This is a genomic window from Anaerostipes rhamnosivorans, from assembly GCF_005280655.1.
Lineage (GTDB): Bacteria > Bacillota > Clostridia > Lachnospirales > Lachnospiraceae > Anaerostipes > Anaerostipes rhamnosivorans.
In genome coordinates this window covers 2,579,869-2,605,082 of sequence record NZ_CP040058.1, presented here as the reverse complement: position 1 = coordinate 2,605,082, position 25,214 = coordinate 2,579,869, and the positions used below count along the sequence as shown (strand labels likewise).

26 protein-coding genes are annotated in these 25,214 nt (G+C 45.3%); all 26 read left to right on the top strand.

Features of this window, described 5'->3' with window-relative positions:
• Positions 1-94 precede the first annotated feature (94 nt).
• The 26 genes from pyrF to AR1Y2_RS12805 all read left to right on the top strand — a co-directional run bounded on the left by pyrF (position 95) and on the right by AR1Y2_RS12805 (position 25,210).
• Complete coding sequence (pyrF, locus tag AR1Y2_RS12930; RefSeq protein ID WP_137329330.1) at positions 95-1,018, top strand: orotidine-5'-phosphate decarboxylase; 924 nt, start codon at positions 95-97, stop codon at positions 1,016-1,018.
• A 10-nt stretch (positions 1,019-1,028) separates the two neighbouring features.
• Positions 1,029-1,796 carry a dihydroorotate dehydrogenase electron transfer subunit gene (locus AR1Y2_RS12925; protein ID WP_137329329.1) on the top strand — a complete coding sequence of 256 codons (768 nt, stop codon included), beginning with the start codon at positions 1,029-1,031 and terminating at the stop codon, positions 1,794-1,796.
• Positions 1,796-2,698 (top strand): dihydroorotate dehydrogenase, encoded by a 903-nt coding sequence (locus tag AR1Y2_RS12920; protein WP_137329328.1) that lies wholly within the window; start codon positions 1,796-1,798, stop codon positions 2,696-2,698. The genes AR1Y2_RS12925 and AR1Y2_RS12920 overlap by 1 nt, the downstream gene beginning before the upstream one ends.
• A 29-nt stretch (positions 2,699-2,727) precedes the next feature.
• Positions 2,728-3,165: a CBS domain-containing protein gene (locus AR1Y2_RS12915; protein WP_137330272.1), complete on the top strand. Its 438-nt coding sequence runs from the start codon at positions 2,728-2,730 to the stop codon at positions 3,163-3,165.
• Entirely contained in the window at positions 3,152-3,826 is a 675-nt protein-coding gene (gene pyrE / locus AR1Y2_RS12910) for an orotate phosphoribosyltransferase (protein WP_137329327.1), read from the top strand. The genes AR1Y2_RS12915 and pyrE overlap by 14 nt, the downstream gene beginning before the upstream one ends.
• 14 nt (positions 3,827-3,840) lie before the next feature.
• Entirely contained in the window at positions 3,841-4,308 is a 468-nt protein-coding gene (locus AR1Y2_RS12905; protein ID WP_137329326.1) for a VanZ family protein, read from the top strand.
• Position 4,309: 1 nt separating this feature from the next.
• Positions 4,310-4,639 (top strand): hypothetical protein, encoded by a 330-nt coding sequence (locus AR1Y2_RS12900; RefSeq protein ID WP_137329325.1) that lies wholly within the window; start codon positions 4,310-4,312, stop codon positions 4,637-4,639.
• Between the two features lie 8 nt (positions 4,640-4,647).
• Positions 4,648-5,238 carry an HD domain-containing protein gene (locus AR1Y2_RS12895; protein ID WP_137329324.1) on the top strand — a complete coding sequence of 197 codons (591 nt, stop codon included), beginning with the start codon at positions 4,648-4,650 and terminating at the stop codon, positions 5,236-5,238.
• Positions 5,239-5,254: 16 nt separating this feature from the next.
• On the top strand, positions 5,255-7,243 hold the full coding sequence (locus AR1Y2_RS12890; protein ID WP_137330271.1) for an aminopeptidase: 1,989 nt from the start codon (positions 5,255-5,257) through the stop codon (positions 7,241-7,243).
• Positions 7,244-7,304: 61 nt separating this feature from the next.
• Positions 7,305-7,808, top strand: coding sequence for a 5-(carboxyamino)imidazole ribonucleotide mutase (gene purE / locus AR1Y2_RS12885; protein WP_137329323.1), 504 nt, complete (start codon positions 7,305-7,307; stop codon positions 7,806-7,808).
• A complete protein-coding gene (locus AR1Y2_RS12880; protein ID WP_137329322.1) occupies positions 7,801-8,526 on the top strand; it encodes an N-acetylmuramoyl-L-alanine amidase family protein in 726 nt (241 codons plus the stop codon). The genes purE and AR1Y2_RS12880 overlap by 8 nt, the downstream gene beginning before the upstream one ends.
• A 42-nt stretch (positions 8,527-8,568) precedes the next feature.
• Positions 8,569-9,594: a phosphoribosylformylglycinamidine cyclo-ligase gene (purM, locus tag AR1Y2_RS12875; protein ID WP_137329321.1), complete on the top strand. Its 1,026-nt coding sequence runs from the start codon at positions 8,569-8,571 to the stop codon at positions 9,592-9,594.
• Positions 9,588-10,214, top strand: a complete 627-nt coding sequence (gene purN, locus AR1Y2_RS12870) for a phosphoribosylglycinamide formyltransferase (RefSeq protein ID WP_137329320.1) — start codon at positions 9,588-9,590, stop codon at positions 10,212-10,214. The genes purM and purN overlap by 7 nt, the downstream gene beginning before the upstream one ends.
• Positions 10,215-10,230: 16 nt before the next feature.
• Positions 10,231-11,502: a phosphoribosylamine--glycine ligase gene (gene purD / locus AR1Y2_RS12865; RefSeq protein WP_137329319.1), complete on the top strand. Its 1,272-nt coding sequence runs from the start codon at positions 10,231-10,233 to the stop codon at positions 11,500-11,502.
• Positions 11,503-11,634: 132 nt separating this feature from the next.
• Positions 11,635-12,012 (top strand): GntR family transcriptional regulator, encoded by a 378-nt coding sequence (locus tag AR1Y2_RS12860; RefSeq protein ID WP_137329318.1) that lies wholly within the window; start codon positions 11,635-11,637, stop codon positions 12,010-12,012.
• A gap of 9 nt (positions 12,013-12,021) precedes the next feature.
• Positions 12,022-14,484 carry an ATP-dependent Clp protease ATP-binding subunit gene (locus AR1Y2_RS12855; protein ID WP_137329317.1) on the top strand — a complete coding sequence of 821 codons (2,463 nt, stop codon included), beginning with the start codon at positions 12,022-12,024 and terminating at the stop codon, positions 14,482-14,484.
• A gap of 56 nt (positions 14,485-14,540) precedes the next feature.
• Positions 14,541-14,954, top strand: a complete 414-nt coding sequence (locus AR1Y2_RS12850) for an endosialidase (protein WP_137329316.1) — start codon at positions 14,541-14,543, stop codon at positions 14,952-14,954.
• Positions 14,955-14,969: 15 nt separating this feature from the next.
• On the top strand, positions 14,970-16,325 hold the full coding sequence (radA, locus tag AR1Y2_RS12845) for a DNA repair protein RadA (protein WP_137329315.1): 1,356 nt from the start codon (positions 14,970-14,972) through the stop codon (positions 16,323-16,325).
• Between the two features lie 54 nt (positions 16,326-16,379).
• Positions 16,380-18,038 (top strand): glutamine--tRNA ligase/YqeY domain fusion protein, encoded by a 1,659-nt coding sequence (locus AR1Y2_RS12840; RefSeq protein WP_137329314.1) that lies wholly within the window; start codon positions 16,380-16,382, stop codon positions 18,036-18,038.
• 43 nt (positions 18,039-18,081) lie between these two features.
• Complete coding sequence (locus AR1Y2_RS12835) at positions 18,082-18,672, top strand: GrpB family protein (protein WP_137329313.1); 591 nt, start codon at positions 18,082-18,084, stop codon at positions 18,670-18,672.
• A gap of 143 nt (positions 18,673-18,815) precedes the next feature.
• Positions 18,816-19,088 (top strand): co-chaperone GroES, encoded by a 273-nt coding sequence (locus AR1Y2_RS12830; RefSeq protein ID WP_137329312.1) that lies wholly within the window; start codon positions 18,816-18,818, stop codon positions 19,086-19,088.
• 21 nt (positions 19,089-19,109) lie between these two features.
• A complete protein-coding gene (gene groL, locus AR1Y2_RS12825; RefSeq protein WP_137329311.1) occupies positions 19,110-20,738 on the top strand; it encodes a chaperonin GroEL in 1,629 nt (542 codons plus the stop codon).
• A gap of 186 nt (positions 20,739-20,924) precedes the next feature.
• Positions 20,925-22,400 (top strand): coiled-coil domain-containing protein, encoded by a 1,476-nt coding sequence (locus tag AR1Y2_RS12820; RefSeq protein WP_137329310.1) that lies wholly within the window; start codon positions 20,925-20,927, stop codon positions 22,398-22,400.
• A 213-nt stretch (positions 22,401-22,613) separates the two neighbouring features.
• A complete protein-coding gene (locus AR1Y2_RS12815; protein ID WP_137329309.1) occupies positions 22,614-23,435 on the top strand; it encodes a sulfide/dihydroorotate dehydrogenase-like FAD/NAD-binding protein in 822 nt (273 codons plus the stop codon).
• 2 nt (positions 23,436-23,437) lie between these two features.
• Positions 23,438-24,826 carry an NADPH-dependent glutamate synthase gene (gene gltA / locus AR1Y2_RS12810; RefSeq protein ID WP_137329308.1) on the top strand — a complete coding sequence of 463 codons (1,389 nt, stop codon included), beginning with the start codon at positions 23,438-23,440 and terminating at the stop codon, positions 24,824-24,826.
• A gap of 15 nt (positions 24,827-24,841) precedes the next feature.
• Positions 24,842-25,210, top strand: coding sequence for a PTS glucitol/sorbitol transporter subunit IIA (locus AR1Y2_RS12805; protein ID WP_137329307.1), 369 nt, complete (start codon positions 24,842-24,844; stop codon positions 25,208-25,210).
• Positions 25,211-25,214: the final 4 nt, after the last annotated feature.

Below are 25,214 nucleotides of genomic sequence, written 5' to 3'. Positions count from 1 at the left end.
AAATATGTGAGTTTTTTTCCAATGTTGTAGGAGTTCGTTTTAAGCAACGGCGGAAATAATGAGAAATAACTCTGACGAGTAAAGGAGAAACAACATGATCAATGAATTAGTAAAAAAAATAAAACAACTGGATGCCCCGATTGTAGTCGGTCTGGACCCGATGCTTGATTATGTGCCTGAACAGATAAAAAAAGCAGCATTTGACGAATTCGGAGAAACATTAAAAGGAGCGGGAGAAGCCATCTGGCAGTATAATAAAGGCATCATTGACAGCACATATGACCTGATCCCCGCAGTGAAACCGCAGATCGCCATGTATGAACAGTTTGGTGTGGAAGGGTTGGCGGCATTTAACAAGACTTGTGAATATGCTAAGAGCAAAGGCCTTGTGGTCATCGGAGATATTAAACGGGGAGACATCGGTTCCACTTCATCCGCATACGCAGTGGGACACGCGGGACAAGTGCAGGTAGGCAGCAAAAAGTACAGGGGATTTGACGAGGACTTCCTGACAGTGAACCCCTACCTTGGAAGTGATGGCATTCTGCCTTTCATTGATGTGTGCAGGGAGGAGAACAAAGGGCTATTTATCCTGGTCAAGACATCCAATCCGTCCAGCGGAGAGTTCCAGGATCAGTTGGTGGACGGAAAACCTTTATATGAATTGGTAGCAGAAAAAGTTGCCATGTGGGGAGAAAGCCACATGGGAGAGGACTACAGCTATATCGGAGCTGTGGTAGGGGCAACCTATCCGAAGATGGGAGAGATCCTTAGAAAGATCATGCCGAAAAACTTTATTCTGGTTCCGGGATACGGTGCGCAGGGAGGAAAGGCTGAGGATCTGGCCCCATTCTTTAATGAGGATGGACTGGGAGCTATCATCAATTCCTCCAGAGGAATCATCTGTGCATACAAACAGGACCAGTACAGCAAGTTTGGAGAAGAAAACTATGCGGATGCGTCCAGACAGGCAGTTTTAGATATGAAGGAAGACTTGAAGAAAGCATTTGTAAAATAAGGAGAAGTATATGGGAAAACAAAACATAGAAGCTGAGATCATCAGCCAGAAAAAGCTTTCCGAAGATATTTTCGATATGACTTTAAATGTGGGAGACATGGCAGGGGAGGCCGAAGCCGGACAGTTTGTGTCTGTCTATGTTAACGACCAAAGCAGGCTATTGCCGAGACCGATCAGTATCTGCGGCATCGACAGCAAGCAGGGAACATTAAGGCTTGTCTACCGCATTGCAGGCGGCGGAACGGAAGTCTTAAGCTCTTATGAGGCAGGGACAAAGATCACGGTTCTGGGTCCTCTGGGCAATGGATTTACGAAGAAAAAAGAGAAAGCGATCTTGATTGGAGGCGGCATTGGGATTCCTCCGATGCTGGAGCTTGCAAAGCAGCTTCAATGTGATAAAAGTATTGTGCTCGGCTACCGGGATCATGATACTTTTCTGAAAGATGAATTTGAGCCGTACGGCAGTGTATATGTTTCCACAGAAGACGGTTCCGTGGGAACAAAGGGTAATGTCATTGACGCTGTCAGAGAACAGGCAGTCGAAGGGGCAGTGATTTATGCCTGCGGACCTACTCCTATGCTAAGGGGTGTGAAGGCATATGCACAGGAAAAGGGATTAGAGGCCCAGATTTCCCTGGAGGAGAGAATGGCATGTGGGATTGGAGCATGTCTTGCCTGTGTCTGCAATTCCAAGGAAGTAGATGGACATACCCATGTCCACAATAAACGTGTCTGCAAAGACGGACCGGTATTTGATGCAGAGGAGGTGGAGATCTGATGAATCTGGCAGTGAAGATCGCAGGAGTTTCCTTAAAGAATCCGGTGACAACAGGTTCCGGGACGTTTGGCTCCGGAGAAGAATACAGTGAATTTGTTGAGCTGTCCAGCCTTGGAGCGGTGACCACAAAAGGGGTTGCCAATGTTCCATGGCCAGGTAATCCCACCCCAAGAGTGGCAGAGACCTACGGAGGCATGCTCAATGCAGTAGGGCTTCAGAATCCGGGTGTGGATGTAATGATCGAGAGGGATCTGCCGTTTTTAAAGAAAGCGGGAGCCACAGTGATCGTCAACGTCTGCGGAAAGACAACGGAGGATTATCTGGAGGTGGTGGAACGGCTCTCTGATCAGCCGGCGGACCTTTTAGAGATCAATGTGTCCTGCCCCAATGTAAAAGAGGGAGGCATTGCGTTCGGACAGGATCCGAAGGCATTGTATGAGATTACAAAAGCGGTAAAGGAAAAAGCAAAACAGCCGATTATCATGAAACTGAGTCCCAACGTGACGGACATCAAAGAGATGGCAAAGGCAGCGGAGGCAGCGGGCAGTGATGCTCTTTCTCTGATCAATACGCTCACAGGCATGAAGATTGATATTGAAAAGAGAGATTTTCTGCTGGCCAACAAAACCGGAGGACTCTCTGGACCGGCGATCAAGCCGGTGGCTGTGCGGATGGTATACGAAGTATGCAGTACAGTAAAGATTCCGGTGATCGGTATGGGAGGAATCATGAACGCGGAGGATGCCCTGGAATTTATCATGGCCGGAGCCACCGCAGTGGCTGTCGGGACAGCCAACTTTACGGATCCCTGTGCTACAGTCAAGGTGATTGACGGGATCAGGACTTACATGGAAGATCACGGGATTGAGGACATCAAAGAACTGATCGGATGTGTAAAGTAAAAACAAAAGAAAACGGAAGTGAGGTCAGCATGAACATATTGTTTTTCTTGACGCCAAAAGAGAATGTTTCTTATCTGCCGGAAGACTATACGCTAAGACAGGCGCTGGAAAAGATGAAATACCACGGATATTCTGCGGTTCCGGTCTTGACTTTGGACGGCAGGTATGTGGGGACAGTGACAGAGGGGGATCTTCTCTGGGCGATGATGGACGAGGCCAGATTTGACCTTGAAAAGGCAGAACTCATTTTTTTAAGAGATATGGAACGGAGACGGGATAACCGTCCGGTGACAGTCAATACAGACATGGACGATCTGGTGGATGTGATCAAAGACCAGAATTTTGTGCCGGTCATCGATGATGAGCAGCGGTTCATCGGGATTGTCACGAGAAAAGATGTGATAGAGTTTTATTATAGAGAATATCAGAAGGCTGAACAAAAGGAGGAACATAATGGAACAGTATAAAAAAGAGTTTATTGAATTTATGATCGACTGCAATGTATTAAAATTCGGAGACTTTGTGACAAAAAGCGGAAGAAACACACCGTTTTTTGTCAATACAGGATTTTACAGGACCGGAGCACAGTTAAAGAAGCTGGGTGTGTATTATGCCAAGGCCATCGAAGCCAAATTTGGGTTTGATTTTGATGTCCTGTTCGGACCGGCGTATAAGGGAATCCCATTAAGCGTAGCTGCCGCCATCGCCATTTCTGAGGATTACGGCAAGGATATCAAATACTGTGCCAACCGGAAAGAAGTGAAAGATCACGGAGATACAGGAATTCTGTTAGGAAGCCCGATCGAGGACGGAGACAAGGTGGTCATCATTGAGGATGTGACAACGGCCGGAACTTCCATTCAGGAGACACTTCCTATCGTAAAGGCACAGGGAGACGTAGATGTGTTGGGTCTGGTAGTTTCTGTGGACCGCATGGAGCGGGGGCAGGGTACAAAAAGCGCTCTGGAGGAGATCCGCGAAAATTACGGGCTGGAGACTACAGCCATTGTGACCATGCAGGAAGTTGTGGAACACCTGTACAATAAACCATACAAAGGAAAAGTTATTATTGATGATACATTAAAGGCATCTATTGACGCATACTATGAACAGTATGGCGTTCAATAAAGAAGGGCTTATTTGTGACTAGAAAAAAGAAAAAGGCAGCCAGATTCGGCTGCCGGATTTTATTTTATTTGTATATCATTTTGATTTTTTATTTTGTGCTGTTGAGTGAGCGTTACGGCAGAGAGACAGGATATGAGACATCCCATGTGAATTTAGTTTTATTCAAAGAGATCAAACGTTTTTGGATGTATCGTTCCCTGCTGACGCCGGAGGCTTTTATTACAAATCTGGTGGGCAATGTATTTGCATTCAGCCCGTTTGGATTTCTGCTTCCTGCCATGACGGAGAAAAAGCGCGGCTTTATCAAAGTTGTAGTGGGAACATTTTTATTCAGTTTTCTCATCGAAAGCTGCCAATTTATTTTTAAAGTTGGGGTTTTTGATGTGGATGATTTACTATTAAACACAGTAGGCGGATTGATCGGTTATATTATTTATACCTTTGGGTATAAGATTTCCGTCACGATATACCGGAGGAGATAACATGCGGGTGAATAAAAAGAAGCGTCAGGCCTACCGTCCGTCGGATCATGTTGTATCCAGAGAGTCAGCAGTTTCCAGTATTCTGGGGGCCATAGGAATCTTCGGATATCTTATTTTAGTTGGATTTTCATTTCAGGCTGCCGGCAATGGAGGAATCCTGATCGGCGCAGCTGCTTGGGTGCTGTTTGGCATCTCTGTCTTTGGAATGATGCTTGCGGTCAGGAGTTATCACGACACAGCGTCCATGAGAATTTGGAAGGTGGTTGGAAGTATTACCAACGGAGCAGTTCTTCTGTTTTCCACGGCTATATTTCTGATCGGGCTGATATAGGAGGGAGTATGGAACGATTACAGAAACAGATGGAGTTTATCATAGAGGTGGACAGGCTTAAGGATATCATCCGCCAGACACATCTGACAAACGGGGAAAGAAAAGAAAACGATGCGGAACATTCCTGGCATCTTGCATTGATGGCAGTCTTTCTATCGGAATATTCAAAAGAACCGGTGGATGTGCTGCAGGTGATCAAGATGGTCCTGATCCATGATCTGGTGGAGATCGATGCGGGGGATACCTATCTTTATGATGAGGCAGGTAACGGAACAAAAGCTGCCAGAGAGCAGAAGGCGGCCGAGAGGATCTTCCATATCCTCCCCGAAGATCAGGCAGAAGAACTGTTTGGACTTTGGAGAGAGTTTGAGGAACGAAAGACACCAGAATCCAAGTTTGCAAACACCTTGGACCGGATTCAGCCGATCCTTTTAAATGATGCCACAGATGGAAGGGCCTGGAGAGAGCATGATGTCTGCATCGGCCAGATTATGAGCAAAAACGAGTATACCAGCCAGGGATCCGATGTACTTTGGGCGTATATTCAGGAAGTTTTTGAGAAAAATATAAAAAACGGAAATATTAAAAGGAGCTTATAACGTGGATGAATTATTAATGGAACGCCATGATTTAAATCAGGAAAGGCTGAAGGCTATTTTACAGGAAGATTCTGTGAAAGAGCCTTTTTTGGCCTATTTTAAAAAGATGGCGGAGAGGCTTTTATTTGCCAACGAGGTATTTGAGGAAAAAGACAGGCCGCTTTGCCGGATGAAAACGTGGAACCAGAGATGGTATGAGGATGTATTTCCATCCCGCTATCATGTCTGCTATGGGAATCCTGAATATGCACAGGCTGTCCTGGGAGAAGAATTCGGTGATATCCTGTGTTTTTTATATGCAGAGATTCATGGCTGTCTGATTTATGCTGTGGAAGAGCGGCTTTTTGAACTGACAATCTTAAGCGAATTGTTCTTAGAGATCTATCAGCTGTTCCAGGATGGGAATCCGCTAAGAAAGACCGCAAAACAGATCATCTTTGACCATATGAGAGATTATAGCCAGGAGATCTGCGCTTACCGTGTCAGAGAACAGCTGGATCCTTCCTTTCATTTTGCATCGGATATTGTCATGAAGGAGGATCTGTCTGATCCGGATGTACTCTACCGCTACGGGGAATATATTTCGGAAAATGAGATCCGGATGCTTTCATTTTTAAATAGCTTTCCAAAAGAAAGGATACAGGCCATCGCCAAAACTTATGTGGATGGTTTTCACGATGGTTTTATCATCAACAACATCGATATGACCCAAAAGGCCACCGTCAATATCAGGTATCACTTGGGATTTGAACCTGTAATCCGGGAAGCTGTCCGGCAGTTTCAAGAGATTGGGTTAACACCTATTTTGTACCGGGGTACCACAGGAGTGATTACAAGGGGGATGTCCAAAGTCGGATATATCTCCACAAGTCCAAATCCCCAGTTTGAATACGACCATAGATTTGACCAGGCTCTGTATTTTAACAATGCGTTTATGAGACATAAGCTGGAATGCTACAGAAATGCCTATGAAAAGCTGAAAGAAGAGGCGGCTGCATTTGCCGGCCCAGCCTGCATGGAGACCTTCGGTGAGCTGCCGTTTACGCCGGAGAACAAGGAGGCAAGTTTGAGGCTGTCCGAAAAGCAGGAAAAACTGTCTGTGGAATTCCAGAACGAGTCCAGCAAGATCGCCAATGAATATATGAAGCCTGAGGAGAGGAGTTTTACGATCATCGCCTATCCCATTCCTGAGATTGGCGAAAAGTTTGAGGAGATCTTTGAAGAGGTAGTGAAGGTCAATACACTGAACAAAGAAAAATATAAAAAGATCCAGCAGTATCTGATCGATGCCTTGGACCAGGGTGTGGAAGTCCACATCAAAGGGGCAAAAGACAACGAAACAGATCTGTATGTAGCGCTCCATGAGCTGGATCATCCGGACAGGGAGACGAATTTTGAAAACTGTCTGGCGGACGTGAACATTCCAGTAGGAGAAGTGTTTACGTCTCCGAAACTTAAGGGGACAAATGGAGTTCTTCATGTAAGTGAAGTTTATCTGAGAGATTTAAAATTTATTGACCTTAAGCTGGTGTTCAAGGATGGTATGATCAGTGAATATTCCTGCAGGAATTTTGAATCTGAGGAGGAGAATCAGGCTTATATCAAACAGAATCTTCTTTATAACAGAGAGACTCTTCCGATGGGAGAATTTGCGGTGGGGACCAACACCACAGCCTATGCCATGGCTCAGAAGTACGGAATCCTTTATCAGCTGCCGATCCTGATTGTAGAAAAGATGGGGCCGCATTTCGCAGTGGGAGATACCTGCTACAGCCACAGTGAGGCCACTGAATTGCATAACCCGGATGGAAAAGAAATCGTTGCAAAAAGCAATGAGTGGTCCAGAAAGGGAGAATATTTTAACTGTCATACAGACATCACCATTCCCTATGAGGAACTGGATTCTATCTGCGTGATCGGACTTGGAGGGATGGAAACACATTTGATCGAAAGCGGGAAATTTGTGCTCCCAGGCACGGAAATCCTGAACGAACCATTGACGTGACCGGATCCAGTGGGTAGAATAGAAGAAAAACAAATCGAATTATGACAAAGGAGATAAGATTATGGCAAAAGTAGCAATCGTTATGGGCAGTGATTCCGATATGCCGGTTATGAGCAAGGCGGCAGACTTTTTAGAGGAGATGGGAATTGATTTTGAGATGACCATTATTTCTGCGCACAGAGAACCGGATATTTTCTTTGAGTGGGCAAAGGGAGCTGAGGATAGAGGAGTCAAAGTCATTATCGCAGGTGCAGGAAAAGCGGCACACCTTCCAGGGATGTGCGCGGCACTGTTTCCGATGCCGGTCATTGGGATCCCGATGAAAACCTCAGATCTCGGAGGAGTGGATTCTCTTTACTCTATTGTCCAGATGCCGTCCGGAGTCCCGGTTGCATCCGTTGCCATTAACGGAGGACAGAACGCAGGAATCCTTGCAGCACAGATCCTGGCTTCCTCTGATGCAGAACTTCTTCAAAAATTAAAGGATTACAGAGAGACTATGAAAGATTCTGTAGTGAAAAAAGCCCAGAAGCTTGATGAGGTTGGCTATAAGAAGTATGAATAAGAAAAGACTTGCAGCCGTACTGTTATGTACGGCTGTTTGCGCTGGAGCGGTGCGGTCTTTGACAGCCAGTCAGAGCGCCCTGGCTGGGGATCGCCGGATCACGGTGGCCATCGATGCGGGCCATCAGAAAAAGGGTGACAGTAGAAAAGAACCCATCGGTCCGGGGGCAAAGAGAAAGAAAGCCAGAGTTGCATCCGGTACTCAGGGTGCGGCAACAAAAGTTCCGGAATCAAAGCTCACACTCAGTGTGGCAAAAAAATTGGAGAAGGAACTGAAAAAAAGAGGCTATAAGGTTTATATGGTCAGAAAGAAGCAAAACGTCAACATCAGCAATAAGAAAAGGGCACAGCTGGCCAATAAAAGTGGAGCTTCTGTCTGTATCCGTCTTCATGCGGACGCTGCAGGCAAAGGAGTACGCGGAGCTTCAGTCTTGTACCCGACTAAGAAAAATGCATATGTAAAAAAGATTAGTAAGCGCAGCAAAAAGCTTTCAAAGGCTGTGATCAAAAAGTATTGTGCAGTTACAGGAATCAAAAACCGTGGATTATCTGGACGGGATGACCTGACGGGTACGAACTGGAGTAAAATTCCAGTCACACTGATCGAAATGGGTTTTATGACAAACAAAAAAGAAGATAAAAAGATGCAGAAGGATTCTTTTCAGAAAAAGATGGCGGAAGGAATCGCAGACGGCATCGATGCTTATTTTGGAAAATAAAGAGGGTGTGCCCTTTGGGTACACATATTTAGGAGGATGAAAATGGATTATAAAAAAGCAGGAGTGGATATTGAAGCAGGTTACCAGTCGGTAGAACTTATGAAAAAGCACGTACAGGCAACCATGAGAGAGGAAGTTTTGACAAACATCGGAGGATTCTCCGGAGCTTTTTCATTAAAGAAGTTTAAGGATATGGAAAATCCTACTCTTGTTTCAGGTACCGACGGTGTTGGGACAAAGTTAAAGCTTGCATTTATCATGGATAAGCATGACACGATCGGTATCGACTGTGTGGCTATGTGTGTGAACGATATTGCATGTGCGGGCGGAGAGCCTCTTTACTTCTTAGACTATATTGCATGCGGCAAAAACTTCCCGGAAAAAATCGCTACCATTGTCAGTGGTGTGGCAGAGGGATGCAAACAGTCAGATGCCGCATTGATCGGTGGTGAGACAGCGGAGATGCCTGGATTTTATCCGGAAGACGAATACGACCTGGCAGGTTTTGCTGTCGGTATTGTGGATGAGAAGGATCTGATCACTGGAAAAGAGATCAAAGAAGGTGACGTGTTGATCGGTATTGCATCATCAGGTATCCACAGCAATGGATATTCTCTTGTGCGAAACGTTTTTGATATGACCAAAGAATCTCTGGAGACCTACTATGAGGAACTTGGTACAACACTCGGGGAAGCGCTGTTAGCACCTACCAAGATTTATGTAAAAGCATTAAAGTCCATCAAAGAGGCCGGTGTGGAGATCAAGGGATGCAGCCATATCACCGGAGGTGGTTTTTATGAGAATATTCCTCGGATGCTTCCGGACGGGGCGCATGCGGTCGTGCACAAGGATGCTTATGAAGTACCTGCGGTCTTTAAACTGCTCCAGAAGACCGGGGAGATCGATGAGAAAATGATGTATAATACATACAACATGGGAATCGGCATGATGGTAGCCGTAGATGAAAAGAATGTGAATGATACACTGGAAGCTCTGGGACGTGCAGGTGAAACTGCGTTTGTAGTCGGTGAGATTAAGGCCGGTGACAAAGGTGTTACAGTATGCTAAAGGTTGCAGTATTAGTGTCCGGAGGAGGTACCAATTTACAGGCTGTCATTGATGCTATAGAGGAGGGCCGGATTTCCAATGCCCGTATAGATGTAGTGATCAGCAACAATAAAAAGGCGTATGCTCTTGAGCGCGCCAAGATTCATGGAATCGAGGCTGTGGGACTTTCTCCGAAGGATTTTGAGACCAGAGACTTATTTAATGAAGCACTCTATCAGGAGCTGGTTGGCAGAGAGATTGATCTGGTGGTACTGGCAGGATGCCTGGTTGTGATACCTGACAAGATCATACGCAGATTTGAGAACAGGATGATTAATATCCATCCGTCTCTGATTCCATCTTTCTGCGGCAAGGGCTGTTACGGGCTGAAGGTACACGAACAGGCTCTGCTAAGAGGTGTAAAGATTTCTGGAGCTACCGTTCATTTTGTGGATGAAGGGACGGATACTGGGCCGATCATCATGCAGAAAGCAGTGGAGGTCAAAGAAGACGATTCACCGGAGACTCTCCAGAGGCGTATCATGGAACAGGCAGAGTGGGTGATTCTGCCGGAGGTCATCAACTTAATCGCGGAGGGCAGAGTCACAGTTTCCAAAGGACATGTAAAGATCGAGAAGTAAAAGGAAGGATAAAAGGATGAAGATACTGATTGTTGGAAGTGGCGGAAGAGAACATGCCATTGCCTGGGCAGCGTCAAAAAGCCCGAAGGCTGATAAGATTTACTGTGCCCCGGGAAATGCAGGGATTGCGGAGTATGCAGAGTGCGTGGACATCGGAGCTATGGAGTTTGATAAACTGGTGGCATTTGCTAAGGAAAGAGAGATTGATCTTACCATCATCGGAATGGATGATCCGCTTGTGGGAGGGGTCGTGGACGCATTTGAGGCTGAAGGGCTCAGAGTGTTCGGACCGCGCAAGAACGCGGCAGTCATCGAAGGATCTAAGGCATTTTCCAAGGATCTCATGAAAAAATATAATATCCCCACAGCAGCCTATGAAAATTTCACGGATCCTGAAAAGGCACTTGCTTATCTGGAGACCGTGAAGATGCCGATCGTCCTGAAAGCGGACGGACTGGCACTTGGCAAAGGGGTCTTGATCTGCAGCACACTGGAGGAGGCGAAGGCGGGTGTTAAAACGTTAATGCTGGACAAGCAGTTCGGAGACGCCGGCAATGAGATCGTCATTGAAGAATTTATGACCGGACGGGAAGTATCTGTTCTTGCCTTCTGTGACGGAAAGACGATCAGATGTATGACTTCTGCACAGGACCATAAGCGTGCCAAGGATGGAGACCAGGGGCTCAACACTGGCGGTATGGGAACCTTCTCCCCAAGTCCGTTCTATACGAAGGAAGTGGAAGAATTCTGTGAAAAGTATGTCTATCAGCCGACCATGGATGCCATGGCAGCAGAAGGACGCCCATTTACCGGCATTTTGTTTACCGGTCTTATGCTCACGGAGGACGGGCCGAAGGTGCTGGAATACAATGCACGGTTTGGAGATCCGGAAGCGCAGGTTGTCCTTCCCCGGATGAAAAACGATATCATTGACGTAATGGAAGCGTGTATCGACGGTAAGCTATCCGATATCACTCTGGAATTTGAGGACAATGCGGCAGTCTGTGTGGTACTGGCATCCGACGGATATCCTGAAAAGTACGAGAAAGGTTTTGAGATCACGGGGCTTGACACGTTCAAGGAAAAGGACGGCTACTATGTATTCCATGCGGGTACAAAGTTTGACGGAGACAAGATCGTTACAAACGGAGGCCGTGTGCTCGGAGTAGTGGCAAAGGGCAGTGATCTGAAAGAAGCTCGTAAGAATGCATACGGGGCGACAGACTGGGTCGATTTTGCAAATAAATACAAAAGAAATGACATTGGAAAGGCCATTGACGAGGCTTAGGAAAGGTCATGTGACAGAAGCAGGACAGAGGTACATTCTCTGTCCTGCTTCTCTATTTTTTGACATTGACAATCCGTGCTATTTATTATAGTCTAAGTATAACAAAAGATAGGAAAGAAGGAAGGGATGAAAATGCTGCTTGAAGTAGATTTTAACAGCGATCAGGCCATTTATATTCAATTGAGAAACCAGATCATCGTCGGTATTGCATGTTCCGATATCCAGGATGGCGAGTCCCTGCCGTCGGTGCGTCAGCTGGCACAGATCTTAGGAGTAAACATGCATACGGTAAATAAAGCATATGCTATATTGAGGGAAGAAGGCTACTTAAAGCTGGACAGAAGAAAAGGCGCCGTTGTAAGCGTGGATGCCAATGAGAAGGCCAAACAGCTGGATGAATTGGAGGAAAGCCTGCAGCTTTTGGTGGCCCAGGCCATCTGTAAGGGCGTGACAAGAGAAGAATTATATCAGCTGGTGGACCACGTTTACCGGCAGCTTGACAAGAGTTAGGAGGACAGAATGAGGAAATTACCACTTACCAGATATTTAAGCCATGCACTGGAGGAGGCGGGAAAGATATCCGCAAGGCTTGGGGCAGAGAATATAGAAACACTGTTTCTTTTAATGGGACTTTTAAAGATGAAAGGTTCTTTAGCATGTGAGATCCTCAGAATGCACGGAGTATCGGATGAACTATTTTCGGAAGCTTTAAAAGAGCGGGATATGGAGAAAAAAAGACGGACAAAAATAAAAAGTTTCACACCCAGGGCAGAGGAGATCCTGAGCCTTGCCGGCCAGATGGCTGTCAAATACGGAAGTGATGTCGTCGGAACCGAACATGTGCTGTTAGCTATCTTAAAAGATGGTGAAAATGAAGCGGTTCAGATCATGGGACAGAAAAAGATCCAGGTAGATGCTATTTTTATTGACACTTTGGTTACCATGGGGATTGACTATAAGTCTGCCAAGAACGAGTTTTCCAATAATACAGCGGACGATTATTTTACAGAGGACGGGTCCGGAGAGAACATATTGGAAAAGTTCAGCACAGATTTGACCCAGAAGGCAAAAGATGACGAACTGGATCCTATGATCGGAAGAGAAGATGAGATGGAACGTCTGATGCAGGTGCTCTGCAGAAGATCCAAAAATAATCCTTGTCTGATCGGAGACCCAGGAGTTGGAAAGACCGCTATCGTGGAGGGACTGGCCGCCCGGATCGCAGAGGGGAACGTGCCACTGAATCTGAGAGATAAAAGAGTGCTTTCCCTAGACCTGACAAGAGTCATCGCAGGGACCAAGTACCGGGGTGAATTTGAGGAACGCATGAAGCAGATTATCTCAGAAGTGACGGAGGATTCTTCTGTGATCCTTTTTATTGATGAGATACACACCATGATCGGAGCCGGCGGCTCTGAGGGAGCCATGGATGCATCCAATATTTTAAAGCCGTCTCTGGCCCGAGGGGATTTTCAGTTAATCGGCGCCACTACCAGTGAAGAGTATACAAAGTATTTTGAGAAGGATGCAGCATTGGTTCGAAGATTCCAGTCTATTTTGGTGGAGGAGCCTTCGTCGGAAGAAGCAATAAAGATTCTTGACGGACTGAAATATAAGTTTGAGTCCCACCACAGAGTTCTAATCCCTGAAGAGGTCACAGCCTATGCGGTAGATCTCTCCTGCCGGTATGTCAATGACCGGTTCCTGCCCGACAAGGCCATCGACGTTTTGGATGAGGCCTGTGCCAAGAAGAGGATGAAGGCTCTGAAAGTGCCCGCTGACATGAAAGAGGAACAGGAAAAGCTTAAGTTTCTCGTAAGAGAGATGGAGACATATATCAGCAGGGGCAAGATCGTTGAGGCCCGGGAGCTGAAGGCACAAAAAGAGGTACTTCAGAAAAGCTTGGATAAAAAGGGCCGAAGGATGGAAAGCCAGCAGAAAAAAGTACCGGTTATCGAAAAGGAAGATGTGGAAGAGATTATTTCTCTATGGACAAAGATTCCGGTAAACCAGCTCAAACAGGGAGAGATGGAGAGGCTCAAGAATCTGGAAAAGACTCTGCACAAGCAGGTCATCGGACAGGATAAGGCCGTGGAGGCTGTGGCAAAAGCCATAAAGCGCAGCAGGGTTGGGTTAAAGGATCCAAAACGCCCCATTGGCTCCTTTCTGTTTCTAGGGCCTACCGGCGTGGGTAAGACGGAGCTTTCCAAAAGCCTTGCCAGAGCTATGTTCGGAAGGGAAGAGGACCTGATCCGTGTGGATATGTCGGAATATATGGAAAAACACAGCGTGTCGAAGATCATCGGCTCACCTCCTGGATATGTGGGATTCGGGGAGGGCGGTCAGCTCAGTGAGCAGGTCCGGAGACATCCTTACTCCGTCATTCTTCTGGATGAGATCGAGAAAGCGCATCCGGATGTATTTAACATACTTCTCCAGGTGCTGGATGACGGGCATATTACAGATTCCAACGGCAGAAAGGTGGATTTTAAAAATACCGTTCTCATCATGACTTCCAATGCTGGGGCATCCAGGATCATTTCGCCTAAACAGCTTGGGTTTGTGAGGACCTCTGACAAGGAGAAAAACCACGAGAAGATGACCCAGGGAGTGATGGAAGAGGTACGTCAGATATTTAAACCTGAATTCTTGAATCGAATTGACGGGACCATTGTATTTACCATGCTTACAAAAGAAGAATTAAAGGAGATCACCAAGCTGTTTTTAAAAAATGTAAAAGAGCAGCTTATGAAGAATCATCAGGTTTCCTTGAAGATCACTCCTGCAGCCATTGCACTACTGGCAGACAAGGGCTACAGCGAGACCTATGGAGCAAGGCCTCTGCGCCGTGTGATCACCAGTGAGATTGAAGATGTTCTGGCGGATAAAATTCTAAACGGGGAGCTTAATGATGGGACTGTGCTGACGATCGGAGCAAAAGACAAAAACCTTACTTTTTCGATAAAGGATGCTAGTAAATAAGTATGAAATATTATATAATAAAATAACAAATGCAGATTTAATAGGAGGATAAGAACATGTCAGTGGTAACAGAGTTGTTTCGCAGCGAAGAAAATGGGACATTAAGCTTCGGAGATTACACATTAGATACGAAAGCCAAAAAGGACAAGATTGAATTTGAAGGGGATATGTACAAAGTCAAGACCTTCAAGACAATGACGAAGCTGGATAAGAACGGACAGCTGATCTTTGAATCTGTACCGGGATCCGCAGTCCATAATTTTGCTGCAACAACAGATGGAGTGGCATTTGAGATCGAGGCATCAGAGGATGTACAGGTAACCCTGGAAGTGGAGCCTGAACAAGAGTACCGCGTGTATATAGACAATACCAACGTAGGAACCATGAAGGCAAACCTCGGAGGAAAGCTGATCCTGAGTGTTGAGTTGAATCCAGGCATGACCGCTATGGTCCGTGTGAAGAAACAGTAGGGAGCAGGAACTGATATGGCAAAGGCAAAAACCGTATTTTTCTGCAGCGAGTGCGGACATGAATCGTCCAAGTGGATGGGACAGTGTCCGGCCTGCAAATCATGGAACACCTTTGTAGAAGAAAAGCAGTCAGTGACAAAAAAGGGAGGGGCAAAGCCCAAGCGGGCTTCTGCCTCTCCTATGAGTATGTCCGAGGTTTCTATAAAGAGCGAGGAGCGGATTCCCACAGGCATCGGTGAGCTGGACAGAGTCCTTGGAGGAGGCATTGTGACCGGTTCCCTTTCGCTGGTGGGAGGAGATCCGGGAATTGGTAAATCCACTCTGCTTCTCCAGGTCTGCAGGAATTTAGTCAATGCAAAACGAAAGGTTCTGTATGTTTCCGGGGAAGAGTCGGCTCACCAGATCAAGATGCGCGCTGAGAGGATTGGAACATTTGAAGATGAGCTTCTCCTGTTTTGTGAGACAAATTTAGAAGAGATCCTGGAGTCGGTTCGGAAGGTCCGGCCAGAATTTGTGGTAATCGACTCTATCCAGACCATGTACAGTGAAGAACTCACCGCTGCGGCGGGTAGTGTTTCTCAGGTTAGGGAAGTGACCGCGCAGATGATGCGCATCGCCAAGGAAGAAAATATCGCTGTCTTTATTGTGGGACATGTGACAAAGGAAGGCGTTGTGGCAGGGCCGAGGACACTGGAGCATATGGTGGATACGGTCCTTTATTTTGAAGGAGAGAGAGAAGCGGCATACCGGATCCTGAGGGGCGTAAAAAACCGCTTTGGCTCCACAAATGAGATCGGAGTGTTTGAGATGTGCGGAAACGGTCTTGTGGAGGTGGAAAATCCATCCAAGATGATGTTAAATGGCCGTCCTGTGGATGCCTCAGGTTCTGTGGTGGTATGTTCACTGGAGGGAACCAGGCCGATTCTCATTGAGATCCAGGCACTGATCTCCCCAACCAGCTTCCAGATGCCCAGGAGGACTGCCGTGGGGATCGACTACAACAGGGTCAATCTTCTCATGGCAGTCTTGGAAAAGAGGGTCGGCCTGCAGCTGGGCGGCTGTGACGCCTATGTAAACCTGGCCGGGGGTATGAGGCTCGGGGAGCCAGCCATCGACCTAGGGATCATTTTAGCCATTGCATCCAGCTATAAAAATCTGCCTTTGCCTGAGGACACGATCATTTTCGGCGAGGTGGGTCTTGTGGGAGAGATCAGGAGAGTATCCCAGGGTGACCAGAGGATCAAGGAGGCAGAGAAGCTTGGATTTAAAACCTGTATTCTGCCCAAGGCAAATGTGGACAGCTTAAAGATCAAGACAAAGATGCGGCTTCTGGGTGTGGCAAATGTAAGGGAAGCCCTTGATTGTATTTAAATTATGTCTTATATTATTAAAGAATAATGAAAAGTATGGAGGAATGGAGACACAATGGAAGAGGTCATCTCAAAAAATTTTATTGAGCAGATCATTGATGAGGATCTGAAAGAAGGGAAATACGAAAAAATTGTAACCAGGTTTCCACCGGAGCCAAACGGTTACCTGCATATCGGACATGCCAAGTCGATTCTTTTAAACTATGGTCTGGCCAAGGAGTACGGAGGGGATTTTCATTTCCGTTTTGATGATACAAACCCCACAAAGGAAAAGACAGAATATGTGGAATCAATCAAAGAGGATGTGGAATGGCTCGGAGCAGACTATGACCAGAATATTTATTTTGCATCCAGCTATTTTGACAGGATGTATGAATGCGCAGAGCTTTTGATTAAAAAAGGAAAGGCCTATGTGTGTGATCTGACACCAGAAGAGATAAGGGAATACAGAGGGACTTTGACGGAGCCGGGAAAAAACAGCCCATACAGAGACCGTACTCCGGAAGAAAATCTTGTGTTATTCCGGGCGATGAAAAACGGGGAGTTTGAGGACGGAAGCAAGGTGCTCCGCGCTAAGATTGATATGACTTCCGGCAATATGAACATGAGGGATCCAATCCTTTACCGTATTGCCAGAATGGAGCATCACAACACTGGCGGGGATTGGTGTATTTATCCTATGTATGATTTTGCCCATCCTCTAGAGGATGCCTTTGAAGGTGTGACTCATTCCATCTGTACCCTGGAGTTTGAGGATCACAGGCCGTTATATGACTGGGTCGTACAGGAGTGTGAATTTGAGCATCCTCCGAAACAGATTGAATTTGCAAAGCTTTACCTGACCAATGTGGTGACAGGAAAGCGTTATATTAAGAAGTTAGTAGATGAGGGAATCGTAGACGGATGGGATGATCCGAGACTGGTGACATTATCCGCATTAAGACGCCGCGGTTATACTCCAGAGTCTATCCGTAGATTCATGGAACTGGTCGGCGTGGCCAAGAGTCACAGTTCTGTAGATTACGCCATGCTTGAGTACTGTATCAGAGATGATCTGAAACTGAAAAAGCCAAGGGTTTCAGCCATCCTGGATCCAGTCAAACTGGTCATTACAAATTATCCAGAAGACCAGGTAGAGTATATGGAAGTGAAAAACAATCAGGAAAATGAAGAGATGGGAGTGAGAAAGGTTCCGTTCTGCAGGGAACTTTATATTGAAAGGGATGACTTTAAGATTGAGCGTCCGAAGAAGTACTTCCGCTTATATCCGGGCAATGAAGTGCGTCTGATGAATGGATATTTCGTGACCTGCACGGATTACGTAACTGATGAAGATGGTAATGTGACCGAAGTTCACTGCACTTATGATCCTGAATCCAGAGGAGGAAACAGTCCAGATGGAAGAAAGGTTAAGGGCACCATACATTGGGTGGCAGTGCCGTTTGCCAAGAAGGCGGAAGTCCGGTTATACGAAAATATCGTGGATGAGGAAAAAGGTGTCTATAATGAGGACGGATCGATCAACCTGAATCCGGATTCTCTTAAGATACTCACGGATTGCTATGTGGAGCCATGTCTTTTAGAGGCCGCTCCCGGCGATAGTTTTCAGTTTGTAAGGCAGGGATACTTCTGTCTTGATACAAAGGATACTACACCGGAGCATATGGTATTTAACCGGATTGTCTCCATGAAAAGTTCCTATCAGCCAAAATAAGAGAAAGATAAGCTGTTTTACGACAATAAAGAAAGGGGAAATCATGAAAAAGCTTACGGAAATGTCCAACGAAGAACTTTGGATACTCTTTCCTATCATTTTAACCGGGCATAAAAAGGAATGGAAACAGATGTATGAAAATGAAAGGAAGCTTTTGCTCCACATAATCGGAAAGGAACACGTGGCCCGGATCAGCCACATCGGCAGCACCGCGGTCGAGGGACTATTGGCAAAGCCAACGATTGATATTTTATTGGAGATTAAAGAGGGATATAATTTAGAACATTTGGCCTCAGTTCTCCAAAAGGAAGGTTATATCTATACAAAACAGCCGAAGAATCCGCCACCCCACATGACGTTCCTGAAGGGGTATACATTAAACGGATTTGCCAAACGGGTTTACCATCTCCATGTTCGGTATCCCGGAGATTGGGATGAATTATATTTCCGTGACTATTTAAGGAGGCATAAAGGAGCTGCGGAGGAGTATGGCAAATTGAAGATCGGACTTCAAAAGCGGTTTGAGCACGACAGAGATGCATATACGAGAGCTAAGACAGATTTCGTCAGACAGTGTACAAAACAGGCGCGGAAAGAGTTTGGAGACCTCTATCGGCTGGTTGATGAAAAGTGATAAAATTTTTCGAAAAAGCTCTTGCATTTTTTTGATAGGGTGTTATACTATATTTTGTGATTAGCACTCGAGCTAAGTGAGTGCTAACAATAATCGGGTAAATAAGACAAAAGAATTTCATCTGAATTTTAGGAGGTAATGATATGAATTTAAAACCATTAGGAGACAGAGTAGTACTGAAACAGTTAGAAGCAGAGACTACCACAAAATCCGGAATCGTGTTGACAACAGCATCTCAGGAAAAACCGCAGGAAGCGGAAGTTGTTGCAGTAGGACCTGGAACGGATGAAGTAAAAATGGAAGTAGAAAACGGACAGAAAGTCATCTATTCCAAATATGCGGGAACTGAAGTAAAATGTGGAGATGATGAGTACATCATCGTAAAACAGAACGATATTTTAGCAGTTGTAGAATAAGATTTTTGGAGGAGACGAATCATGGCAAAAGAAATCAAATACGGTATTGAGGCAAGAAAAGCATTAGAAGCAGGTGTGAACCAGTTAGCAGATACAGTCAGAGTTACCATCGGACCAAAGGGAAGAAATGTTGTCTTAGACAAATCTTTTGGTATCCCTTTGATCACAAATGACGGTGTTACCATCGCAAAAGAAATTGAGTTAGAAGATGCATTTGAGAACATGGGTGCTCAGATCGTCAAAGAAGTGGCAACTAAGACAAATGATGTTGCGGGTGACGGTACTACAACAGCAACTGTATTAGCTCAGGCAATGGTAAATGAAGGAATGAAGAACCTGGCAGCAGGTGCGAATCCGATCATTTTGAGAAAAGGAATGAAAAAAGCTACAGACGCTGCAGTGGAAGCAATCGCTGAGATGAGCAGCAAAGTAAATGGCAAGGACCAGATCGCGAAAGTTGCAGCAATTTCTGCAAGTGATGAGGAAGTTGGCGAGTTAGTAGCAGATGCTATGGAAAAAGTATCGAATGACGGTGTCATCACCATCGAAGAATCTAAGACAATGAAGACAGAATTAGATTTAGTAGAAGGTATGCAGTTTGACCGCGGATACTTATCTGCTTACTTCTCAACAGATATGGAAAAAATGGTTGCTGAGCTGGAAGATCCATACATCCTGATCACTGATAAGAAGATTTCAAACATCCAGGATATTCTCCCAATCTTAGAGCAGATCGTGCAGAGTGGAAAGAAACTGCTGATCATCGCTGAAGATATCGAAGGGGAAGCATTGACAACTCTGATCGTAAATAAACTTCGCGGAACATTCTCTGTTTGTGCTGTGAAAGCACCTGGATATGGTGACAGAAGAAAAGCTATGTTAGAAGATATTGCAATCTTAACAGGCGGTACAGTGATTTCTGAGGAAGTGGGATTAGACCTGAAAGAGATCACAATAGACCAGTTAGGACGCGCGAAATCTGTGAAAGTTGAAAAAGAGAATACAGTCATCGTTGACGGAGAAGGATCCAAGGATGCAATCCAGGCAAGAATTGGACAGATCAAAGGACAGATTGAAGAAACTACTTCTGAATTTGACAAAGAAAAATTACAGGAAAGACTTGCAAAATTATCCGGAGGAGTTGCAGTTATCCGTGTAGGTGCGGCAACAGAGACAGAGATGAAGGAAAGCAAGCTTCGTCTGGAAGATGCTCTTGCGGCAACGAAAGCGGCAGTTGAAGAAGGTATTATCTTCGGCGGTGGATCTGCATATATCCATGCTTCTAAAAACGTAGCAGCAATGGCTGAGGAATTAGAGGGTGACGAGAAGACAGGTGCAAACATCATCTTGAAAGCGCTCCAGGCTCCGTTATTCCACATTGCTGCAAATGCTGGTCTGGAAGGATCTGTTATCATTAATAAAGTGGAAGAACAGGAAATCGGATTTGGTTTTGATGCGTTAAACGGAAAATATGTTGACATGATCGAAGCAGGTATCATTGATCCGGCTAAGGTTACAAGAAGTGCATTACAGAATGCAACATCTGTGGCGTCTACTTTATTGACAACAGAGTCTGTAGTGGCTGACATCAAAGAAGATGCGCCGGCAATGCCAGCTGGAGCAGGGGCACCAGGAATGGGTATGATGTAATCCGCATACGGATAGAATTAAGATGTAAAAGGAATACAGATATAGGAAGAAGACTGATAAATACGTCAGTCTTCTTTTTTTTATGACATGAAAAAGGTATTCTAGTACAAATGACTGGACATAAAAGAGTAAAAGAAGTATAATATTTACAATTTATAACATTTGTAGAAGAAAGGAAGTGATGTTTTGCCTGAAGAACAGATGATGAAAGACATGTATGATTTAATGCAACAGATGAATTCCAGTATGATTACATTTGACGGAAGAATGGAGCGTGTGGAGGGAAAGGTTGACCTGCTGACTGTTAAGACAGAAAAACTGGAAGAAAAAACAGATGTGCTGGGTCAGGACATTCAGAAGCTGAACGAGAAAACTGACGGATTGGGCCGGGACATCCAGGGGCTGGACGAGAAGACTGATGGACTGACACAGGATATCCAGAGGCTGGACGAGAAGACTGACGGACTGACACAGAATATCCAGAGACTGGATGAGAAGACTGATGGACTGACACAGGATATCCATAGGTTGGACGAAAAGACCGACGGGATGAGCCGGGACATCCAGAGGCTGGACGAGAAGACTGACGGACTGACGCAGGATATCCATAGGTTGGACGAAAAGACCGACGGGATGAGCCGGGACATCCAGAGGCTGGACGAGAAGACTGACGGACTGACGCAGGATATCCATAGGTTGGACGAAAAGACCGACGGGATGAGCCGGGACATCCAGAGACTGGACGAGAAGACTGACGGACTGACACAGGATATCCAGAAACTAGATGAGAAGGCTGACGGATTGACACAGGATGTCCAGAAGCTGAACGAAAAGACTGACGGGATGAGCCGGGACATTCAGAGACTGGATGAGAAGACCGACGGGTTGACACAGGACATTCACAGACTGGATGAGAAGACCGACGGGTTGACACAGGACATTCAGAGACTGGATGAGAAGACCGACGGGTTGACACAGGATATTCAGAGGCTGGATGAGAAGACCGATAAGCTGAGTCAGGATATTCAGAGACTGGATAAAAAAACTGATATCTTGGAAGAGAAAACGGATACTCTGAGCAAGGATCTTAAGAGATTGGATCAAAAGACCGATGTAATGGAGAGGGATATCCAGAACCTGAATCAAAAGACTGATGCAATGGAGCAGAATATCCAAAACCTGAATGAAAAAACCGATGAGATGAATCAGAGCATCTGTCGTCTGGATCAAAAAACTGATAGAATGGAACACGATATTAAGCAGCTAAGGAAAAGAACAGATTCTCTGGAAGAAAAAACAGATAGATTAGACAGAACGACACAGCTTTTGTGTGAACAAAACAGTCTGCTGCTTCAGCGGACTGATATTCTTGCAGAAAAGACAAATCTTCTTTCTGAGAAGACAGACTCTATAGCGTCTCGTCTGGAACGTACCGAAGGGGAAGTGTCCGGACTCAGAACTGCAATGGAATCTGGTTTCTCAGATATCCATATGATCTTGGAAAATGAGATCTGTACAAAACTGAATGTTTTGTTTGAAAACCGGGAAGATTCATCCAGATACAAGATGGTCATCAAAAGGCAGGAGGTCCTTGAGACAGATATAGAACTTCTAAAAAAGACCGTGATCGACCACAGTGACAGACTCAATAAGATATTGTAAGGAGAAGGGCACAAGTACCTTCTCTTTTTGTGGCCTAAATACACAAAAGTTCTGTTTGCATAGATGTATTTCAACACTTTGCTATGCCGAAACAAGGGATGGTTTTTGCTTTTATTAAGAGTATTTTAAGAATTTGCAAAAAATGCTTTGCTATTGTGCAGATTCACGATATAATAAAAAAGATATTAAAAGATGCAGAAAGAGGTGTATTTGGTGTATAAAATAGTAAAAAAAGAGACACTTAATAACTTGGTTGAATTGATGGAAATTCACGCGCCGTTTGTAGCAAGGAAATGTGAACCAGGGCAGTTCATCATTATCCGCGTGGATGAAAATGGAGAGAGGGTTCCTTTAACCATCGCTGACTATGACAGAGAGAAAGAAACTGTCACAATTATTTATCAGGTTGTCGGCTATTCTACGGAATTATTGAGCAAGAAAAAAGAGGGAGATTTTGTAGCCGATTTTGTTGGTCCGCTTGGACAGCCATCCATGTTACATAAAAGAGAGAGAGTTTTAGGTGTGGCAGGAGGAGTCGGTGCAGCACCACTTTACCCTCAGCTGCGCAAGCTTGCCGATATGGGAGTTCCAGTTGATGTCATAATTGGCGGCAAGAGTGCAGAGTTTGTCATTTTAAAGGAAAAATTTGAAGAGTTTTGTGAAAATGTTTTCATCGCTACAGATGACGGAAGCCTTGGGACAAAGGGATTCGTTACCAATGTACTGGAAGATCAGATTGCAAAAGGCGTCAAGTATGATGAAGTGATTGCGATCGGGCCGTTGATCATGATGAAAAATGTTGTAAACATTACAAAACAGCACGATATTCCTACCATGGTGTCCTTAAATCCTATCATGATTGATGGAACCGGAATGTGCGGCGGATGCCGCGTCACTGTAGGCGGAGAGACAAAGTTCGCCTGCGTAGACGGACCGGATTTTGACGGATTCCAGGTGAACTTTGATGAGTGTATGAAACGTCAGACAATGTTTAGAGAAGAAGAACACGAATGCAAGATTGGGAGGGGTAAGTAGTCATGGCAAATATGAGTCCAAATAAAGTAGCAATGCCGGAACAGGATCCGAATGTTCGGAATAAGAATTTTAAAGAAGTTGCTTTGGGATATACGAAAGAAATGGCTATGGAAGAGGCAACCCGCTGCTTAAACTGTAAGAATAAACCTTGTGTGAACGGATGTCCGGTCAATGTACCGATTCCTGAGTTCATTGAAAAGGTAGCAGCTGGAGACTTTGAAGGCGCTTATGAAGTGATCACAAGTGAGAATGCCCTGCCTGCCATCTGTGGCCGTGTATGTCCTCAGGAAAACCAGTGCGAAGGGAAATGTGTCAGAGGAATCAAAGGTGAGGCTGTGGGAATCGGACGTATGGAACGGTTCGTGGCAGACTATCATATGGCAAACGCAAAGCCGGTGGAAGTGAACATCGAAAAAAATGGAAAAAAAGTTGCAGTGGTCGGATGCGGACCTGCTGGTATCACCTGTGCCGGGGAACTGATTAAAAAGGGATATGAGGTTACTGTTTTTGAGGCACTTCACAAACCGGGTGGAGTACTGAGTTATGGCATCCCAGAATTCCGTCTGCCGAAGGACTTAGTAGCAAAAGAAATAGAGTCAGTTGAGAATCTCGGAGTTAAGATTGAGACTAATGTGATCGTTGGAAGATCTGTCACCATCGATGAACTGATGGAGCAGGGGTATGAGGCAGTTTTTGTAGGAAGCGGCGCAGGACTTCCAAGATTCTTAAATATACCAGGAGAAAACTACCTTGGTGTTTATTCTGCAAACGAATTTTTAACCCGTGTGAACCTGATGAAGGGTTATGAATTTCCAGAGTATCCGACTCCTGTAAAGATCGGAAAGAAAGTTGCGGTTGTGGGAGCAGGAAACGTGGCAATGGATGCAGCAAGAACAGCAAAACGCTTGGGTGCGGATGAAGTTTATATTGTTTATAGAAGAAGTGAGGAAGAGGCTCCGGCACGTCTGGAGGAACTTCACCATGCAAAAGAAGAAGGAATCATCTTCAAATTCTTAAACAATCCGGTTGCTATTAAAGCCAATGAAGACGGCTGGGTAGATAAGATGGAGATTGTAAAACAGGAATTAGGTGAGCCTGATGCATCAGGAAGAAGATCTCCTGTTCCGATTGAAGGATCCAATTACGACATTGATGTTGATACTGTCGTAATCGCCATCGGTCAAAGCCCGAATCCATTGATCCGCCAGACTACCCCAGGACTGGATGTTCAAAAATGGGGCGGAATCATTGTCAATGAAGAGACAATGGAGTCAAGCAAAGATGGAGTTTATGCAGGAGGAGATACAGTCACTGGTGCGGCAACCGTCATACTGGCTATGGGTGCCGGCAAAAAAGCAGCAGCGGCGATCGACAAAAAATTAAGAGGATAATCAGGAGGACAGGATATGAGCAAAACAATTTTTCAAACGTCTGTCTATGAGTTGGGAGACCAGGTTGATGCCTTTTATGACGAAGGAATGTTTGTGCTGTTCGGCGAGAATGTTCCGGACACATTGAAAGACTTCTGTCATTTCATTGATGTCAACCAGATAGACGGAACGATCAGCAAAGGGAATACACTGGTTATTGATGATGCTGAATTTAAAATTACTGCTGTAGGGGAAATTGCCCAGTCAAATTTAGAAACATTGGGACATCTAACTGTAGTATTCAGCGGAGCGTCTGAGGCAGGGCTGCCGGGAAGCATCTGTGTTGAGGCAAATCCTATGCCTAAGTTAAAAGTCGGTTCCAAAATTTTAATCACAGAAGACTAAATCG